14 protein-coding genes are annotated in these 16,235 nt (G+C 62.7%); 8 read left to right on the forward strand and 6 right to left on the reverse strand.

The genetic code is table 11. The features are described 5' to 3' along the window. Positions 1–2 precede the first annotated feature (2 nt). From C2L66_RS22900 to C2L66_RS22915, 4 genes are all read right to left on the reverse strand, one after another. Positions 3–1,007: an endo alpha-1,4 polygalactosaminidase gene (locus tag C2L66_RS22900; RefSeq protein ID WP_233445031.1), complete on the reverse strand. Its 1,005-nt coding sequence runs from the start codon at positions 1,005–1,007 to the stop codon at positions 3–5. Positions 1,008–1,078: 71 nt separating this feature from the next. Then, on the reverse strand, positions 1,079–3,397 hold the full coding sequence (locus C2L66_RS22905; RefSeq protein WP_060606549.1) for a putative bifunctional diguanylate cyclase/phosphodiesterase: 2,319 nt from the start codon (positions 3,395–3,397) through the stop codon (positions 1,079–1,081). A gap of 91 nt (positions 3,398–3,488) precedes the next feature. Next, positions 3,489–4,322, reverse strand: a complete 834-nt coding sequence (locus C2L66_RS22910; protein ID WP_060606547.1) for a class II glutamine amidotransferase — start codon at positions 4,320–4,322, stop codon at positions 3,489–3,491. Between the two features lie 94 nt (positions 4,323–4,416). Then, positions 4,417–5,088 (reverse strand): MarC family protein, encoded by a 672-nt coding sequence (locus tag C2L66_RS22915; protein WP_035987953.1) that lies wholly within the window; start codon positions 5,086–5,088, stop codon positions 4,417–4,419. 313 nt (positions 5,089–5,401) lie between these two features. Between C2L66_RS22915 and C2L66_RS22920 the strand changes: the two genes are divergently transcribed. Together C2L66_RS22920 and C2L66_RS22925 are read left to right on the forward strand one after the other, a co-directional pair. After that, positions 5,402–5,614: a DUF3311 domain-containing protein gene (locus C2L66_RS22920; protein ID WP_054934897.1), complete on the forward strand. Its 213-nt coding sequence runs from the start codon at positions 5,402–5,404 to the stop codon at positions 5,612–5,614. Next, positions 5,611–7,089 (forward strand): sodium:solute symporter family protein, encoded by a 1,479-nt coding sequence (locus tag C2L66_RS22925; RefSeq protein WP_060606545.1) that lies wholly within the window; start codon positions 5,611–5,613, stop codon positions 7,087–7,089. Before C2L66_RS22920 ends, C2L66_RS22925 begins: the two co-directional genes overlap by 4 nt. A gap of 133 nt (positions 7,090–7,222) precedes the next feature. Here C2L66_RS22925 and C2L66_RS22930 read toward each other — a convergent pair whose 3' ends face one another. Next, positions 7,223–8,143, reverse strand: a complete 921-nt coding sequence (locus C2L66_RS22930) for a LysR family transcriptional regulator (protein WP_054934899.1) — start codon at positions 8,141–8,143, stop codon at positions 7,223–7,225. Positions 8,144–8,302: 159 nt separating this feature from the next. Here C2L66_RS22930 and benA point away from each other — a divergent pair, with 159 nt between their 5' ends. The 6 genes from benA (at position 8,303) to C2L66_RS22960 (ending at position 14,568) form a co-directional block, all read left to right on the forward strand. Then, complete coding sequence (gene benA, locus C2L66_RS22935) at positions 8,303–9,670, forward strand: benzoate 1,2-dioxygenase large subunit (protein WP_054934900.1); 1,368 nt, start codon at positions 8,303–8,305, stop codon at positions 9,668–9,670. Continuing rightward, complete coding sequence (gene benB / locus C2L66_RS22940; RefSeq protein WP_054934901.1) at positions 9,667–10,170, forward strand: benzoate 1,2-dioxygenase small subunit; 504 nt, start codon at positions 9,667–9,669, stop codon at positions 10,168–10,170. Before benA ends, benB begins: the two co-directional genes overlap by 4 nt. 56 nt (positions 10,171–10,226) lie before the next feature. Continuing rightward, positions 10,227–11,249 carry a benzoate 1,2-dioxygenase electron transfer component BenC gene (gene benC / locus C2L66_RS22945; protein ID WP_060607304.1) on the forward strand — a complete coding sequence of 341 codons (1,023 nt, stop codon included), beginning with the start codon at positions 10,227–10,229 and terminating at the stop codon, positions 11,247–11,249. Between the two features lie 5 nt (positions 11,250–11,254). Next, positions 11,255–12,034, forward strand: a complete 780-nt coding sequence (locus C2L66_RS22950; RefSeq protein WP_054934902.1) for a 1,6-dihydroxycyclohexa-2,4-diene-1-carboxylate dehydrogenase — start codon at positions 11,255–11,257, stop codon at positions 12,032–12,034. A gap of 415 nt (positions 12,035–12,449) precedes the next feature. Beyond that, on the forward strand, positions 12,450–13,616 hold the full coding sequence (locus tag C2L66_RS22955) for a porin (RefSeq protein ID WP_054934903.1): 1,167 nt from the start codon (positions 12,450–12,452) through the stop codon (positions 13,614–13,616). A gap of 199 nt (positions 13,617–13,815) precedes the next feature. Next, positions 13,816–14,568, forward strand: coding sequence for an NAD-dependent epimerase/dehydratase family protein (locus C2L66_RS22960; RefSeq protein WP_060606542.1), 753 nt, complete (start codon positions 13,816–13,818; stop codon positions 14,566–14,568). A 43-nt stretch (positions 14,569–14,611) separates the two neighbouring features. Here the strand turns inward: C2L66_RS22960 and pdxR are convergent, their stop codons facing one another. Beyond that, positions 14,612–16,126: a MocR-like pyridoxine biosynthesis transcription factor PdxR gene (gene pdxR / locus C2L66_RS22965; RefSeq protein ID WP_060606540.1), complete on the reverse strand. Its 1,515-nt coding sequence runs from the start codon at positions 16,124–16,126 to the stop codon at positions 14,612–14,614. Between the last annotated feature and the right edge of the window lie 109 nt (positions 16,127–16,235).

Raw genomic sequence — 16,235 nt, forward strand, 5'->3', positions numbered from 1 at the left:
TTCTACCAGTAGCACACGACGCCCTGCTTCGCGCTGCTGTCCGAGGCATACGGCACGAAGCCTTTGGCACGGCTGCGCGCGAACACACGGCGCGCTTTCGCGGCCGCATCGCAACCGCCGACATAGTCGAGCGTCGCAATCCAGAACGCGTGTCCATTCGGCCTGAGCGCCAACGCTTGCCACGCGCCCAGTTCCGCTTCCGCCGCAGCGTCGTACTTCGGCGCATACACCTCTTCATGCGCGACGCCATCGAGCAGCGATGCGAACGCGATGCCGCCCGTCATGCCCTCGCGCGTCGTGCGGCCGGTGGCGTTCTGCATCACGAAGACGAGTGCCGGGTATTTCTCGCGCAGCTTGCGCACGAGATCGAGGCCGCCTTGCGCGCACGCGGCGTCGCACGGGCCGTTGCGCGTCGACGTACCGTGTTCGACGATTTCGAGGTTGTCGAGATAGAAGCCGTCGGCGCCCTGCGCGACCAGACGCGGCGCGACGTAATCGACGATGAGCCGCTGATAATCCGCATTCGACAGGTTCATCCACGTCTCCTGCCGGTAGCCGCGATACGCGCCCGCGTGCGCCGCCTTGTTCGCCCCGCATGACACGAAGCCTTCCGGCACGTCGCGCCAGTACGAGCGATACGTTTCGCACGATCCGAGGTTCAGGTAGCTCAACACGATGTTGCGGCCGTCGTGCTTGAGCGCGGCGACTTCGGCGGGCGTGAAGTTGTCCGCGTCGGGATCGAGATCGACGTCGATGACGCGAAAGGTCGACGCTGCCCGTGTCACGCTGCCGAGCGCCGCTGCATCGCCGTAATACGACATCCACGGCGACGCGTCGAATGCGCGGGTCTGCACGAGGCCGGCGGGTCGATCGACGGACTGCGATGCCGGCGGCGCAGCCACGCTGGCATCGGCCAGCGAGAACGCCAACGTCAACATCAACGCCGCAACCAGCACGGCGCAACCACGCCGCGCACCATCAAACGCGCTCTTCAGAACTGCGTCCACGCATCGCTCGCAAGGGAAAAAACGAGCGCCAGTGTAACCGCCCCGCGTGAACGAACGTGAAGCCGCATCGATCAGAGGCCCGCCTGCAGCCGCTGCGCTTCGCGCGCGAACTCGCCCGGCACGACGGGCCGGCCGAACAGATAGCCCTGCTGCCGCTCGCAGCCGATCGAGCGCAGAAACGCCGCCTGCTCGCTGGTTTCGACGCCTTCCGCCGTCACGTTCATGCCGAGCGAATGCGCCATCGCAACGACGGCATGCGTGATGGCGACGGCATCGCGATGCCCGGGCAAACCCGCGACGAACGAGCGGTCCACCTTCAGACTGTGCAACGGAAAGCGCTTCAGATAGGACAGCGACGAATAGCCGGTGCCGAAATCGTCGACGGATATGCGCACGCCCATGCGCGCGAGCGTCGTCAGCAGCGGCATGACGGCATCGCTGTCGCTCATCAGCACGCCTTCCGTAATCTCCAGTTCGAGCGCCGACGCTTCCAGCCCCGCGTGCTCCAGGCTCAACGCCACATGCCCGATCAGCTCGCCGTTGATCTGACGCGGCGACAGGTTCACGGCCATCATCAGATGCGGCGTGATCGTCCGGCGCCATTCGACGGCCTGCAGGCACGCGTTCTCCAGCACCCAGCGGCCGATATCGATGATGAGGCCGGTATCTTCGGCGACGGGAATGAATTCGGCGGGCGACACATTGCCCAGTTCGCCGTTATGCCAGCGCAGCAGCGCTTCGGCGCCGACGATGCGCCCCGTCGCGCCCTCGACGATCGGCTGATACGCGAGGCTCAGTTCGTCGGCGACGAGCGCGCGCCGCAGCAACTGCTCGATCGCGAAGCGCCGTTGCAGACGCTGGCTCAACTCGGCCGTGAAGAACTGGAAGTTGTTGCGGCCGCGCTGCTTCGCGTGGTACATCGCCGAGTCGGCGTTGCGCATCAGCGTCTGCGCGTCGTGTCCGTCTTCGGGATACAGGCTGATGCCGATCGACGCGCCAAGGTAATACTCGTTGCCGCCGACCGCGAACGGCATTGCGATCGTGTCGAGCACGCGCTGCGCGAACGAAGTCAGGAACGATGCGTCGTCATAGCCGCCCGTCGCGATCACGAACTCGTCGCCGCCGACGCGCGCAAGCGTGTCCTCGCGGCGCACGCAGGCCGCGAGCCGCGCAGCGACGCTGCATAACAGCGCATCGCCCGCCTCGTGGCCGGCGATGTCGTTGACTTTCTTGAAGCCGTCGAGATCGACGAACAGCACGGCCAGTCGCGTCACCGCCCGTCGAGCCGCCCCGGCGTCGTGCCCGTCGGCGCCCGCATGCGGCGCGAGCAGCGCGCTCATCCGGTCGGCGAGAAACGCGCGGTTGTAGAGCCCGGTCAGCGAATCGCGCGTGGCGAGGTGCTGCAGTTGCGCACGCGCCGAGCGCACCGCGCTGATGTCGTTGAACGATATGAGCACGGCGTTCGGCTCAGTCTCGCCGGGCTTGACGATGGGCACCACGTTCTCGGTGATCCAGAGCGATTCGCCGCCTGTCAGCTCGAGCCGCAGCGTCATGCCGACCACGGGATTGCCCGTGCGCAGAACGCGCTGCGTCGGCTGGTCGCCTGGCTTGACGGGCGAGCCGTCCTCCCAGTACGCGGCGCGAATCACCTTGTAGATGTCCTGGCCGATCACTTCGCCCGTCGCCCGCAGCATGCGCCGCGCACTCGGATTGCAGGCCAGCACGATGCCGTCGCGCGTCTGCACGACGATGCCTTCGTTGAGATGATCGACGACGAGCCTGTGATGCTCCTCGCTTTCCGCGAGGCGCTTGCGCATCAGATCCTGATGAACGGCAAGACCGACACTCTGGCCGATCTCGCGCAGCAGCGCATGTTCGTCTTCGTCCGGACCCCGGCGCCTGTCGTAGTAGACGCCGAACGCGCCCAGCACCTGACCCGCGTCGTCCTCGAACGGCACCGACCAGCAGGCGCGCAGCCCGAGCGGCAGCGCGAGATGCCGGTAGTCCGCCCACAGCGGATCGCTTTCGATGTCCTCCACGATCACCAGCCGCCGGTCGTACATCGCCGTGCCGCAGGAACCGGCGCACGGGCCGATCGACATGCCGTCGATGGCCGCGCTGTACTGCGCCGGCAGCGACGGGGCCGCGCCGACCCGCACGGTGAAGCCATCCGTATCGAGCACGAGGATCGAGCAGCGCGAGCCCTCGCCTAGCAGCGTTTCGGCGCGGCGGCACACCTCCGCCAGCAGTTCGGGCAATGGCGTGCTGCGCGTGAGCAGGCGCAATACGCTCTGCTCCGACGCCAGCACCTCGACGGCCAGATCGGACCGGTGGCGAGTGCTGTCGGATGGTTTGTCAGTCGCGATGTCTGCAGTCACTGGACGACTCATGGTTGCACTCCCTTCATGCAACAACGGCAGACGGACGCGCGCTGCGTATCAGGGTTTATACGGAGCGCGTGGCCGTGGACGTGCAACGCTACTACGTTCCATGCGGATCGAATGGCCGTGCCTCGATCCCGCCACCCTTCGCGACGATCGCCGTCGATTCCGGTATTTCCTCCCACCAGCCTTCCAGGTCGACGAGCGGCTCGGACAGCACGAGGAACGCGTCTGCGCCGACGGCGGCAAGACGCGGATCATCAGGATACAACTCCATCAGATGACGGATCGAGGTGCTGTGGAAGAGCGAGCGCGACTGCCGCTCGCTCGAATAACGCACCGACACGATCTGTTCGCCGTCCGTCGCGCAGACGGTCATGTTCAGCGGCGCCTCGATGCCGTGCCGCCGCCCCGTCTGCTCGACGAAGCCCGCCATGCGCTCCAGTGCGAGCACCGGGTCGATTTCGAGTCCGAAGGTGAGCGCGAGAAAGAACATGACTTCGGAATCCGTCGAGCCTTCGATCGATGCGAACAGGTCCGGGTCGATGCCGAGCATCAGGTCGCGCCGCACTTTAGGATAGTCGCGCACGAGGCCGTTGTGCATGAATAGCCAGCGGCCATAACGAAACGGATGGCAGTTGGTTTCCTGCGAAGGGGTGTCCGTGGCGGCACGGATATGCGCGACGAACAGCGACGCGCGCACGGCCCGCGCGGCGTCGCGCAGATTGCGGTCGCTCCATGCGGGATGCGCGCAGCGGTAGCGGAACGGAATGTCGCTCGGATGGCTGTACCAGCCGACGCCGAAGCCGTCGCCGTTGGTGGTGGTCTGCCCGAGCCGCGAATGCAGGCTCTGGTCGATCAGCGAATGCTTGGCCCGGAACAGCACGGCTTCGAGCTGAATCGGGTTTCCTGTGTAAGCCAGCCAGCGGCACATGATCGCTCTCCTCGATGAAAAACGCCTACGTCCGCGCCGGTTTCAAACTGTCACATACGGGGTCGCGTCCGCCACGACTCCGAAGTTCATCCGTTCAACCGCCTGCCCGGCCACTGGCGATCGGCGCAAGAAACTCGGCCAGCCCCGTCAGGATGATCTGCACGCCAATGCAGAGCAGCAAGAATGCGGACACGCGCAGCGCCACCTTGGTGCCTTCCTTGCCCAGATAGCGGCCGAGCGTGGCGGCGTGGTTGTACGTGAACCAGACCGCGAGCATGACAAGAAACGAAATCGTCACGGACGCGATCGACGACATCACGAACTCCGACAGCTTGTGACTGCGGTTCGCGTTCAGCGCGATGGCCGTGGCCATCGTGCCGGGGCCGGTGGTGAGCGGCACCGTCAACGGAAAGAAAGCCTTCGACATCGCGTTGTCGGGATCGACGGGCTTGACGGCCGCTTCGTTCGGCTGGCGTTCCGGCGCATTGAGCATATTCCACGCGCTGACGGCCACGGCGAGGCCGCCACCGATACGCAGCGCTTCCATTGAAATGCCGAAGAAATGCAGGATCGGCGTGCCGACAAAGAATACGACCAGCAGCACGAAGAACGCATTGATGGACACGCGCTTGGCGAGCGCGGCGCGCTCCGCGTCGGTCAGCGAATCCGTGCGGTCGAGAAACACGAAGGCGATCGCGATCGGATTGATGATGCTGATCAACCCGGTGAAGCCAAACAGAATCTCCGAAATCAGGCTCGAGATCATCGATGAATTTGCTCTTTGATGGTTTTGATTTTTGCGCCGCGCAACGGAGCACGAGGGCCGAACAGTGTAAATGCAACCAATTGCGCACGCCATGCGAGAAGCACCTTCTTCATGCAATGCAGCACGCCTGCGATGCATGCCGATACTCACGGGCACTGCGTTTGCGCATGTTCCTTTCAATATACCTGCATATTTTTGGCGACCTTTACCGGAATATGGCTAGAGGCATACAGTCGGTGCGCGGCATCCCAGTCATTGCTTCAGGAATTGACGTTCATCGAGACCGGCTCATTCTCATTCGAGGAGTTGTCCCATGTCATTTCGTCTGCTCGCCGTGCTGCCGTTCATCGGCATTCTGCTCGGCGTTCCGTTCGTCAACCGGGTCGAGCCGCTCGTGCTCGGCATGCCGTTCGTGCTTGCGTGGATCGTCATGTGGGTCGTGCTGAGCTCGATCATCATGGCCATCGTCTACCGGTTCGATCCCGTGAACCGGCAAGCGCATTCCGGCGAGGAGGTGCGTTCATGAGCAGCGCACTCGCAATCATTGTCGCCGTCACGCTGTTCGCGCTCTATCTTGGCGTACGCGCCCGTCGCGGGCATGACATGAGCCTCGAGCAATGGACGGTGGGCGGCCGCAGCTTCGGCACCGCGTTCGTGTTCCTGCTGATGGCGGGCGAGATCTACACGACGTTCACCTTCCTTGGCGGCAGCGGCTTTGCATATGGCAAGGGCGCGCCCGTCTATTACATCCTCGCGTATGGCACGCTGGCGTATGTGCTGTCGTACTGGATGCTGCCGCCCGTCTGGCGATTTGCGAAGACGCATCGCGTGGTGTCCCAGCCGCATTTCTTTACGCGCAAGTACGATAGCGCACCGCTTGGGGTGCTGGTTGCCGTCGTTGACGTGGCTGCGCTGATTCCGTATCTCGTGCTGCAACTCAAGGGGCTGGGCATTATTGTTTCGACGGCTTCCTATGGCGCGATTTCGTCGTCGGCGGCGATCTGGATCGGCGCGGGCGTGGTGACGATTTATGTGATCGTGTCGGGTGTGCGCGGTTCCGCGTGGAACTCGGTCGTCAAGGATATGCTGATACTCGGCATCGTGCTGTTTCTCGGGATCTATCTGCCGATGCATTACTACGGCGGCCTCGGGCAGATGTTCCATGCAATCGATGTAGCGCGGCCCGGCTTTCTCACGTTCCCCGAGAAGGGGTCGAGCGTGACGTGGTTTCAGTCCACCGTGCTGCTCACGGCGCTCGGGTTTTTCATGTGGCCGCATACGTTCGGGTCTGTTTTTACCGCGAAGGATGAACGCATCTTTCGGCGTAATGCGATTGTGTTGCCGCTCTATCAGTTGATCCTGCTGTTTGTGTTTTTTGTCGGGTTTGCTGCGGCGCTCAAGGTGCCGGGACTCAAGGGCGGCGATATCGATCTTTCGCTGTTCAAGCTGTCGCTGCAGACTTTCGATCCGTGGTTCGTTGGGGTGATTGGTGCAGCAGGCATACTGACGGCGCTCGTGCCCGGGTCGATGATCCTCACGACGGCTTCGACGCTGCTCGCCAATGATATCTATCGCGGGCTCGTGCAGCGCAATGCTTCTGATGAAACTGTTGCCAAGCTTGCGCGCGTGTTTGTGCCTGTGGTCGCGGTGGTCGCCGTGCTTTTCACGCTGCACGGCGGGGAGACCATCGTTGCGCTGCTTTTGATGGGGTATAGCTTTGTTACGCAACTGTTTCCCGCTGTCATCTGCAGTCTCGCGCCGCGGAATCGGGCTACGAAGCAAGGGGCGTTTTGCGGGATTCTCGCCGGCGTAGCTGTCGTCGCGGTCACGACGATCTTCAAGATGAGCATCGGGCAGTTGATGCCGTTTTTGCCGGATGCGCTGAAGGACGTCAATATCGGCTTTATTGCGCTGGCGGTGAATGTCGTTGTGTTCGTCGTTGTTAGTGCGGTGACGCAGCCTCATGCCGAGGCGGAGCGGGCTCGCGCGCAGACGCATTAGGTTTGGTGTGTTTTGTTGCTGACGCTTTCGTTGTGGCTGGCGCGGTGCGGCGCGGGTATTCGTGTTTTGTTTTCGTCGTAGCTGGACACGTCGACCGAACACGCCCGTCGCCGCCTGCCGTTAAACGGAGACGTCAACCTTCCGCATGCGGCGGCAAATACTCCATCTTCGCTTCCTCATAAAGCCGATAGATCAGCTCCAGCATCTCGGTCAGATCTTCTGACTCATCGAGCATCCGCATGCTCATGATAATCGGCGACACGAGGTTAGCGTCGTCCAGCTCCTTGTAGCTGACATCGTCGCGCTTGAGTCCATACACACTACTCGGCACAACCGATATCCCCTCTCCCGCCGCAACCAGCCCGAGCGCAATCTGTAACTCCCGCGTCTCATAGATGCGCGCCGGCTCCAGGCCACGATCGCGGAACGCGGCCAGCACCTGGTCGGCATAGCTGGGCCGTGGCGCCTTGGGGAAAATAATCAAGGTCTCGTTGATCAGATCGTGCAGTGACAAAACGGGCTTCACTTCAGACAACGAATGCCCAAATGGCAACGCAACAATCATCCGCTCCTCGCGTAACACGATCCGCCTGATACTCGGGTCCTCGTGGCGAATGCGCCCAAACCCGACATCGATCGTGCCTTCCTTGAGCGCCTTGATCTGGTCCATCGTGGACATCTCGTGTAACGTCAATTCGACCGCACTGTGCTCGGTACGAAAGCGCCGAATGATCTTCGGCAACATTCCGTACAACGTCGAGCCGACAAACCCCACAGAAAGACTGCGCTCGATCTTGCCGACACGCCGCGTCATCGACTCCAGCTCGGCCGTTTCCGCGAGCAGCTTCACTGCGTGTGAATAAAAGAACCGCCCCGTGTCCGTCAACTCGACCGGCCGCGAATTGCGCACGAACAGTTGCACGCCAAGCAGTTCTTCCAGTTGCTGCATCTGGCGGCTAAGCGGCGGCTGCGCGATATGCAGGCGTTGCGCGGCGCGCGTGAAGTTGCGCTCCTCAGCCACGGCGACGAAGTAACGCAGATGGCGCAACTCCATGACGATACCCCTGAGATATTGAACTGATACTAAATCAGTGTTGGACGCTCTGTATGTGCGCCAACTACTCTTCACTCACACGCAGCGCCCTAACAAATTATACCTTTCGGGTAGCCACCGAACGGGACGCGAGCGCCGACATCGAACTGGAGACTTCCGATGATCCCCATCTACCCGGACCGCAGTCCGAAGCTCAAACATATCGACGACTATCTGGTCGAAGACAGCACGCGCGGCGACTACCGCCTGCACCGCAGCGCATTCACCGACGAAGCGCTGTTCGAGCTGGAAATGCAGCACATTTTCGAAGGCAACTGGATCTACCTCGCGCACGAAAGCCAGATTCCGTCGAACAACGATTACTTCACGACCACGATGGGCCGTCAGCCTATCGTCATCACGCGCAACCGTCAGGGCGAACTGAACGCGCTCGTCAATTCGTGCACGCATCGCGGCGCGATGCTGTGCCGCCACAAGCGCGGCAACAAGGCGACCTTTACCTGCCCGTTCCACGGCTGGACCTTCAACAACAGCGGCAAGCTGCTGAAGGTGAAAGACCCCGAAGGCGCGGGTTATCCCGAGTGCTTCAATCACGAAGGCTCGCATGATCTGAAGAAGCTCGCGCGCTTCGAAAGCTATCGCGGCTTTCTGTTCGGCAGCCTGAATCCCGATGTGAAACCGCTCACCGAATTCCTCGGCGAAGCCGCCCGCATCATCGACATGATCGTCGATCAATCGGAAGACGGTCTCGAAGTGCTGCGCGGTTCGTCGACGTATACGTATGAAGGAAACTGGAAGCTGACGGCCGAAAACGGTGCGGACGGTTATCACGTGTCGGCCGTGCACTGGAACTACGCGGCAACCACCAGTCAGCGCAAGGAAAAGAACGCGGCCGAAGACAAGATCCGCGCGATGGACGCAGGCGGCTGGGGCCGTCAGGGCGGCGGCTTCTACGCGTTCGAACATGGCCACATGCTGCTGTGGTCGCGCTGGGCGAACCCCGAAGACCGCCCGAACTTCAATCGCCGCGATGAATTCGCCGCGCGTTGCGGCGGCGAAACCGCCGACTGGATGATCCAGAACTCGCGCAATCTGTGCCTCTATCCGAACGTGTATCTGATGGATCAGTTCGGTTCGCAGATTCGCGTGTTGAAGCCGCTGTCGGTGAACAAGACGGAAGTGACGATCTACTGCATCGCCCCCAAGGGCGAATCCGATGAAGCGCGCGCACGCCGCATCCGCCAGTACGAAGACTTCTTCAACGTGAGCGGCATGGCGACACCCGACGACCTCGAAGAATTCCGCGCGTGCCAGCAAGGTTATGCGGCGCGCTCCGTTGAATGGAACGACATGTGCCGCGGCTCGACGCATTGGATTGAAGGTGCCGACGAAGGCGCGCAGAAGATCGGACTCAAGCCCTTGCTGAGCGGCGTGAAGACGGAAGACGAAGGGCTTTACACGATCCAGCACCGCTACTGGGTCGAAACGATACGCGACGCACTCGCGCGAGAAAGGAGCGCAGCATGAGCACGATCATCACGGCGCCCGCACTCGCGGACATCCAGGCATTTCTGTACCGCGAAGCGCGTCTTCTCGACGACGAACAATGGGACGAATGGCTCGATCTCTATCACCCCGATGCCGTCTTCTGGATGCCTTCATGGGACGACACCGACCAGTTGATCACGGACCCGCAACGCGAGATCTCGCTGATCTACTACCCGAGCCGCCAGGGCCTGGAAGACCGCGTGTTCCGCATCAAGACCGAGCGGTCGAGCGCGACGATTCCCGACACGCGCACGTGCCACAACATCAGCAACGTTGAACTTGAGAGCCACGACGACGGCGTCTGCACGGTGCGCTTCAACTGGCACACGCTGAGCCATCGCTACAAAACCAATTACAGCTATTTCGGCATGTCGCGTTACGTGATCGATTTCAGCGGCGCTGCGCCGCGCATCCTGAACAAGTATGTCGTGTTGAAGAACGACTACATCAATCAGGTGATCGATATCTATCACATCTGAGCGCGTTGACGATCGGCCACGATACACAGCAGCATCAGGCAGCACAGGAGCAGTCCATGGAACATCGCATCGCCCTCCAGTTCGAAGATGGCGTCACGCGCTTCATCACGTGCCGCGACAACGAAACCTTGTCGGACGCAGCGTACCGGCAGAAGATCAACATTCCGCTCGATTGCCGCGACGGCGCGTGCGGTACGTGTCGCGGCTTCTGCGAATCAGGCACGTACGACCTGCCTGAATCGAGCTATATCGAAGACGCGCTGACGCCCGAAGACGCGGCGCAAGGCTATGTACTCGCTTGCCAGACGCGTCCGCGCTCCGACTGCGTGATTCGCGTGCCGGCTTCGTCGGCGGCCTGCAAGACGGGCGTTGCACGTCACGAAGGCACGCTTGCCAACGTGCAGAAGCTCTCCGATTCGACAATCGAATTTTCAATCGACGTCGATGCACCCGATCAACTGAGCTTTCTTGCAGGCCAGTATGTCAACGTCGAGGTGCCAGGCAGCGCGCTGACGCGTTCGTATTCGTTCAGTTCCGCTCCGGGCGAATCACGCGTGTCGTTCGTCGTGCGCAACGTGCCCGAAGGCAAGATGAGCACGTATCTCAGCCAGCACGCGCAGCCGGGTCAACGCGTCGCGTTCTCCGGGCCGTACGGCGCGTTCTATCTGCGCGAAGCGACGCGGCCCGTGCTGTTTCTCGCGGGCGGCACGGGCATCGCGCCGTTCCTGTCGATGCTCGACGTGCTCGCCGCGAAAGACGGCGCAACGCAGCCGGTGCGGATGGTGTACGGCGTGACCAACGACACCGATCTCGTCGCGCTGCCGCAGCTGGATGCGGCGCAAAGCACGCTGCCGGACTTCGCCTACCGTACCTGCGTCGCCGATGCCGCGAGCGATCATCCGCTCAAAGGCTACGTGACGGCGCACGTCGATCCCGCGTGGCTCAATGGCGGCGACGTCGACGTCTATCTGTGCGGCCCCGTTGCGATGGTCGATGCAGTGCGCGGCTGGCTCGGCGAAATCGGCGTCACGCCCGCGAGCTTCCACTACGAAAAATTCTCTGCCACCAACGCGGCCTGACCATCATGAATCAACGTTTCGAAGGAAAAGTGGTCGTCGTGACGGGCGCGGCGCAAGGCATCGGACGCGGCGTCGCGATTGCGGCCGCGCGGCAAGGCGCGACGGTCGTGCTATGCGACCGGTCGGATTTCGTCCATGAGGTGGCAGCCGAAGTCTCCGCACCGGGCGCGCGCTGCATCGCCGTGACCGCCGATCTGGAAACCTATGCAGGCGCATGCAAGCTGGCCGATGCCGCGCTCGGCGCGTTTGGCCGTATCGATGTGCTGATCAACAATGTCGGCGGGACGATCTGGGCCAAGCCCTATCAGGAATACGAGGAAGCGCAGATCGAAGCCGAAGTGCGCCGCTCATTGTTTCCGACGCTATGGTGCTGCCGCGCCGTGCTGCCTTCGATGATCGAGCGTCGGCATGGCGTCATCGTCAACGTATCGTCGATTGCGACGCGCAGCATTTATCGCGTGCCGTATGCGGCTTCGAAGGGCGGCGTCAATGCGTTGACGGCGAGCCTCGCATTCGAGCATGCCGCCGACGGCATCCGCGTCAATGCCGTCGCAACGGGCGGCACGGAAGCGCCGGCGCGGCGCGTCCCGCGCAACACGGAACAGCAAACGGAACAGGAAGCGCGCTGGTATCAAAGCATTGTCGATCAGACGAAGGCAACGAGCCTGATGCATCGCTATGGAACGATCGATGAACAGGTTGGCGCGATTCTCTTTCTCGCTTCCGACGAAGCCTCGTACATCACGGGCACCGTGCTGCCCGTAGGCGGCGGCGATCAGGGCTGACGTGGTCAATGCAAATCGACACGCGAAAAAAAACGCGGCACGAGGCCGCGTTCAAGCGTGTTGTCCGCTGCGTGCAGACAGGATGAAACGCCGCAAAGTCTAACGCATTGCGCGAAACGATAAAGCCCGCAATAGACAATTATTTATCATTGTTTCTGCAATATTGCCGCACGCACCATATTGCCGCGAAATATTTGCGGCAATACGCGGTAATTTTCGTTTGGTAAAAACAATCTGCTCGGGCATGCCTGAAGAAAGGCGAACGCGGCAATACTGTTTGTATGAAGCCGCAATAATTGCGCTATTTCGTGTTGTGAATTTCACTAACACCGCTTTTTGGCTTTTTTACATTTTTTGTGTGCGCCTTTAGTCTCTCGCTCATTCAACGCTTTACCACACGCAGGAGAAGAGAAGAATGAAGCGCACCGCCCTCTCGATGATCTCACTGGCCGCACTGGCCACGGCCACCAGCGCCGCTCACGCACAGACCAGCGTCACGCTGTACGGCACGATCGACACGGGGATCACTTACGTTCACAACGCATCGGGCAATAACAGCCTGTGGTCGCTCGGCAATACCAGCGCAGGCAATCTGTCAGGCACGCGTTGGGGCCTCAAAGGCAGTGAAGATCTGGGCGCAGGCCTGAAGGCGATCTTCCAGCTCGAAAGCGGCTTCGACCCGAGCACGGGCAAGATGGGCCAGGGCAGCCGCCTGTTCGGCCGTCAGGCATTCGTCGGCCTTTCGCAAGATCAATACGGTTCCATTACGCTCGGCCGTCAATACGATCCGCTGATCGACCTCGTGCAAGGCATCACCGCCGACAACTACTTCGGCAGCGCCTTCGCCACGGCAGGCGACGTCGACAACTACGACAACAGCTTCCGCGTGAACAATGCAGTGAAGTACACGTCACCCGTTTTCGCGGGACTGCAATTCGAAGCGATGTACTCGCTAGGCGGCGTGGCGGGCAGCACGGGCTCGGAGCAGTCGTATTCGGGCGCAGTCGCCTATAACAACGGCCCGATCGGCCTTGCGGCTGGTTACTACTACACGTCCAACAGCCCGGCATCGGAAGGCATTCGCACCACCTGGAACAGCACCTCCGACGGCACGTTCGACGGTCCCGTCAATCTCGGCTATCAGACGGCGCATTCGATCGGCATTGCACGCGTAGCGGGCCAATATACGGCCGGTTCGTTCACCTTCGGGCTCGGCTACAGCAATGCGCAGTATCGCCGCGACGACAGCTCGGTGTTCGGCACGAACGAACGCTATAACACGGGCCAGGGCTTCGTGAACTATCAGGCCACGCCTGCGATGCTGCTGGGCGTCGGCTATAGCTACACGCATTCGAACGGCGACACGTCGGCGACATACCATCAGGTGTCACTCGGCGCGGACTACAACCTCTCCAAGCGTACCGACCTCTACATGACGGCCGCGTATCAGCACGCGAGCGGCCAGACCCGTGACGCGAACACCAATACGATCACCGACGCGCAGGCATCGATCGGCTCGTATGGCTATGCGGGCACGAGCCATCAGGAGATGGTGAATCTCGGCATTCGTCACAAGTTCTAAAACGCTTCGCTAATCGTCACCGACGGCGGTTTGGTTCCGGCACGCGGATGTTGCCGGAACGGAGCCGCCGTTTTTCTATTTCCATCGCCTGCCGATAATGGCCTAATCGTTCTTTCGATAATGGATCTTTGTGTGGTCCATTATCCGTCTTACTCTGCGTACAGGGGCGCAATGGCCCGGCATACACGGAGATCATCGGATGGAAACGAAAGTCTTTCTGGCAGGCGCAGCGGGCGCGATCGGCAGCGCACTGGTGCCGCTGCTGGTCGATGCGGGATACACCGTGTACGGCAGCACACGGCGCGCCGGGCGCGCGTCCCAGATCGAACACGCGGGCGCAACGCCCGTCATCGTCGACGTGTTCGACGCACGCGCGTTGACGCAAGCGCTGCAGCGCATCGAACCCGCCTGCGTGATCCATCAGCTGACCGACCTGCCGCCCGCGCTCGATCCCGCGAGAATGCAACAAGCAGTTGCAGCGAACGCGCGCATCCGCGACGAAGGCACGCGCAACCTGATCGCCGCGGCGCGCGCGGCAGGCAGCAAGCGCTTCGTTGCGCAAAGCATCGCGTGGGCGTATCGCGAAGGCGCGCAACCCTACGACGAGACACAGCCGCTCGATACGGAAGCCCAAGGTAATCGCCTCGTCACCGTGCGCGGCGTCGTATCGCTCGAAACGCAGGTTCTGCGGGCGCCGTTGATCGGCACGGTGTTGCGTTATGGACAACTGTACGGCCCCGGCACGGGCAGCGATGTTGCAAAAGGGGCAAGCCCGGTTCATGTCGAAGCGGCTGCGCACGCCGCCGTGCTCGCGCTGCGGCATGCGCGAGCGGGCGCGTTCAACATCGCCGAGGACAATCCCGTCGTGTCGACGGAAAAGGCAAAGCGCCAGCTCGGCTGGTCGCCCGACTGGCGGCGCAGCACGGCGAGCGCACTGCGCGAGGCGCAATGAGCCGCGCCCGCCTGTTCACGAGCGCGAGCGAACGCGACGGGCATCAGGTCTTGTAGAGCATCTTCTGCAGAACCCGCGCGAGCGTCCGGGCGCCTGCGTCGATCTCGTCCACGCCGACGCCCGCAAAGCCCAGCACCAGGCCGGCGGGCGCCGCGCGCTCGACCGCGTACGACGACAACGGCCGCGTTTCGATGCCCGCTTCGGCGGCCAGACGCGCGGCCAGCGCATCGTCGGCACCCGCGGGCAAGAACGCGGGTGCATCGAGTCCGGCGACAATCGGCGGCAACGCGAGCAGCCCTGTCCAATGGCGGTGCGCCGCGTCGCGCAGCGCTTCGGCGCGCTCGCCGTACAGCTCGCGCATGCGCCGCACGTGACGGCCCGCATGCCCTTGCGCGATGAACGCGTGCAGCGTCGACTGCTGATCGAGCGGCACGTGCCGGCCCGTCAGCGACCATGCGGCGACGAACGGGTCGACGAGGCGCTCCGGCAACACCGCATACGCAATGCGCAGCGCGGGAAACAGCAGCTTGCTGAACGTGCCGCAATAGATCACATGGCCCGCACTGTCGAGACTCTTCAGCGCGGCAAGCGGTCTTCCTTCGAAGCGGTACTCGCTGTCATAGTCGTCCTCGATCACCAGCGCGCCGCGCGCGTGCGCCCAGTCGAGTAACGCGAGCCGCCGTTCAAGCGACAGCGCGGGACCGAGCGGCGCCTGCCGCCCGGCCGTCACGTACGCGAGCCGCGCATCGGGCGCGAGCGCGCGGCCCGCCGCCACGTCGATGCCGCTGGTATCGACGGGCACGGCGGCAATGCGCGCGCCTGCCGCTTCGAGCACGAGGCGCGCGCCCTGATAGCCGGGGTCCTCCATCCACGCGGCGTCGCCGGGGTCGAGCCACAGACGCGCGGCCAGATCGATCACCTGCTGCGCGCTGCCGACGATCGCCACGTGATCCGCCGTGCACGCGATGCCGCGCGCCATGCGCACATGCTCAGCGATCGCTTCGCGCAACGGACGGTAGCCTTGCGCTTCGCCGTCGGCGAGCATCGAGCGGTTCGACAGACGCGAGCGGCGCGCCGCGACGCGCGCCCACAATGCGAACGGAAAGCACTGCAAATCGGGCTGGCTCGGACGAAATGCGCGGGTCGGAAACGAGCGGCCTTCCAGGGCGAACGCGCTGCGCGCCAGCAGGCGGCCGCGCGCGGACAAAGCGATGCCTGCGTTGCCGCCCGTGTCCGCCTTCTTGCGTGCACGCCGTGCCATATCGGACACGGGTGCGGACTCGAAGCGCGCGTCCGGCAATTCGCTTGCAACAAAACTGCCGCGCCCGACCGCGCCCGCCAGATAGCCTTCCGCCGCGAGTTGCGCGAACACGCCCAGCACTGTGCCGCGCGATACGCCGTGACGCGCGGCTAAATCGCGCGTGGCGGGCAGGCGCGCGCCCGGGCCGAGCCGCCCTTGAAGAATCGCCGCGCGCAGTTCGCCATAGAGCCAGCGCTGTAGCGGCATCCCGTCGGGCCGTGCATTCAATGCCAGGTCGATTTCCGTTGCGCGCCGCATGCCGTTTCTCCGTAATTGGATCAATGCCCGAAGCCATAAGCAAAACCACGACCAGGCCAATTTGAGATTATGCCCGCCGCGCCGCCTCGCCGCCTTCATGCAAATGCGC

The sequence above is a fragment of the Paraburkholderia caribensis genome, assembly GCF_002902945.1.
Taxonomy (GTDB): domain Bacteria; phylum Pseudomonadota; class Gammaproteobacteria; order Burkholderiales; family Burkholderiaceae; genus Paraburkholderia; species Paraburkholderia caribensis.